The following is a 2,359-nucleotide window of genomic DNA, read 5'->3' on the forward strand; positions in this document are numbered from 1 at the left end:
CATTTAATTCGGGGACTGAAAACCTTTATTTCCGTGGAAAATCCGACTCAATATTTATTCAATGGAAATCAAAATAGAAATATTGAAGAGATTGACCAGCCAGATTCCGGCAGAGCGGATTTTGATTCCAGATACAGTCAGCGCGGCGTGCAGTGGGTCATCAAAACGATTTCAAAAAAAGCGGGAATTACCAAAGACGTTCATACCCACACTTTGCGACACAGCTTTGCCACGCATTTATTGGAAGATGGTGTTTCGATCATTATGGTTCAGAAACTTTTGGGTCATGAAAGAATTGAATCGACGATGGAATACCTCCATGTCTGCCAGCTATCGGATCAGCAGCCGCACAGCCCTCTGGATACCGTTTTCGCTTTATGCCGCAAAAATGGAATCCCGAAGTAAGGCAAAGCATCAAAACGGAAGCGTTGCAGATGTTCTTCGTAAAATCAGTTTATCGGCCCGGAATTTTACGGTTCATCAGGAAAAAACGCTTCGGGCTCTATCATATTGCCGCACTTCAGCTTTGGGTGGTCATATCGATGCGTGCGACGAATGCGGAAATATGAGCATCAGTTACAACTCCTGCAGAAACCGTCACTGTCCCCAGTGTCAGGGACACAAAAAGGGAGAATGGATCCGGAAACGTGAAGCGGACTTGCTGCCGTGCAGCTATTATCATCTGGTTTTTACGCTTCCTGAAGAACTGAACGGTTTGTCTATTGCCAATCCCACCCTCGTTTACAAAACCTTATTTGAAGCCGCCTGGGCAACTTTAAACCAATTCGGTAACACCGAAGGAATCCAACTGGGAATGATTGCCATACTTCACACCTGGGGACAGAACCTGAGCCTTCATCCGCACCTGCACTGCATTGTTCCCGGTGGAGGCACTAATAAACAGGGAAAATGGAAAGGCAAAGTACGAACCGATAAATACCTTTTTCCGGTAAAGGCTTTGAGCAAGGTATTTCGGGCGAAGTTTGCGGCTTCATTAAAGGCTTGTGGAATTAAAGATGCCGACCTCATGGACAAGCTCTTCGCCAAAAACTGGGTCGTCTATGCCAAAAGACCTTTTGGCGGACCAAAACAAGTGATCGAATATTTGGGAAGATATACGCACAAAGTTGCCATCAGCAATCACCGAATCAAAGAAGTTACCGATAAAGAAGTTCGTTTTGGCTACAAAGATTACCGCAAAGAAGGTCAGAAAAAGGAAATGACTTTATCGAATACTGAATTTGTGCGCAGATTTAGTCTTCATATTTTGCCTCGAAGGTTTGTAAGAATAAGGCATTACGGAATTTTAAGCAGCTCCTGGAAACGCGGGAAACTTCAGGATTTACAATCAGATTTAAAAATCCAGATTACAGAAGTAAAACCGAAAACTTTGCTTAAAAAATGTCGGTGTTGCAAGGAAGGAAATTTAATCACCATCGCACTTTTCGGACAGCGTGGCCCGCCTGAGGATTTTCTTGCCGTTTTTAATGCCTCGTCTGCAAAATGAACTTTGTGGGTAAGGGATTTTGTATCTTAAAAGTAAAGAAAAGCCCGTGAGTGCCTGAAAAACCTCACCTCAGTTCCCAAAAAAAGCAGTCCTTCTAAAAAACTGCTCTAATATCCTAAATTCTAAAATCGATAACTCCATAAGGTGACCAACTGGGGAGGAAAAGCCACCGGAGGTTCCGTTCAACAGGCTTTCATTTCTTGTCTTTCAGACAAAACGAAAGCTTAGTTATTATGTGCGGTATTTTTACTTGATATTGTGCCAATAATGTTCACATCCATTTTTACATTCAGTTTGTCTCCGTTCAGTGTCTGTGATCTTAAAAATCCATAATAGAGATATAATTATCTTTTCATATTCACTTTCTGATAATTCACTTAATCTCTTAAAAGCATCTTTGACAGAAAATTTATTAAGTATGATTATCGGTGTAAAAGTCTGTTTCAGTGGAATACTAATAATTGCTTTTTGATATGAGTCGGAAAAATAATTAGATTTATTTGGAATAGAATTTAAAATAAAGTTTTTTAAAATTTCAAATGTTACATTAAAATCGAATTCCAAACTCTTAATGATTAAATTTTGACCTTCGTCAAAATCTATTTTGTTCTGCGCTATTAAATTTATTTGTTTTTCTAGTTTCCCCATTTTATTTAAACATCAAATTCCGCATAATCTCAATATGATTTCTTCCGATCTTTTCAATTAATTGTTATCTTCTGAATATCGCACATAACGTTTTGCGTATTGGCGATGGTGCGGCTTTAACGCGGAAACTTTCTTATTATAAATTAATCTTCGAAATATCTAAAATGGTTAAACTTGCGATTCCTCCGCACTATTGCCAATACG

Annotated in this window: 3 protein-coding genes; 2 read left to right on the plus strand and 1 reads right to left on the minus strand. The window is 39.5% G+C overall.

Annotation, left to right across the window (positions count from 1 at the left end; genetic code table 11):
- Both PUH65_RS14810 and PUH65_RS14815 read left to right on the plus strand, forming a co-directional pair.
- Window positions 1-405 (plus strand): tyrosine-type recombinase/integrase (locus PUH65_RS14810; protein WP_305520878.1); only part of this gene is annotated, 405 nt, incomplete at its 5' end.
- Window positions 320-1,507, plus strand: coding sequence for an IS91 family transposase (locus PUH65_RS14815; RefSeq protein WP_370692055.1), 1,188 nt, complete (start codon window positions 320-322; stop codon window positions 1,505-1,507). The genes PUH65_RS14810 and PUH65_RS14815, both read left to right, overlap by 86 nt.
- A gap of 246 nt (window positions 1,508-1,753) precedes the next feature.
- Here PUH65_RS14815 and PUH65_RS14820 read toward each other — a convergent pair whose 3' ends face one another.
- Complete coding sequence (locus tag PUH65_RS14820; RefSeq protein ID WP_305520880.1) at window positions 1,754-2,155, minus strand: DUF5958 family protein; 402 nt, start codon at window positions 2,153-2,155, stop codon at window positions 1,754-1,756.
- Window positions 2,156-2,359: the final 204 nt, after the last annotated feature.

This window comes from Kaistella sp. SH40-3 (assembly GCF_030686865.1).
Lineage (GTDB): Bacteria > Bacteroidota > Bacteroidia > Flavobacteriales > Weeksellaceae > Kaistella.

What these genes read in the sequence shown, in the direction of transcription:
- PUH65_RS14815 (WP_370692055.1), top strand. Translation starts at nt 320, where the DNA reads ATGTCTGCCAGCTATCGGATCAGCAGCCGCACAGCCCTCTGGATACCG.
- PUH65_RS14820 (WP_305520880.1), bottom strand. Translation starts at nt 2,155, where the DNA reads ATGGGGAAACTAGAAAAACAAATAAATTTAATAGCGCAGAACAAAATA.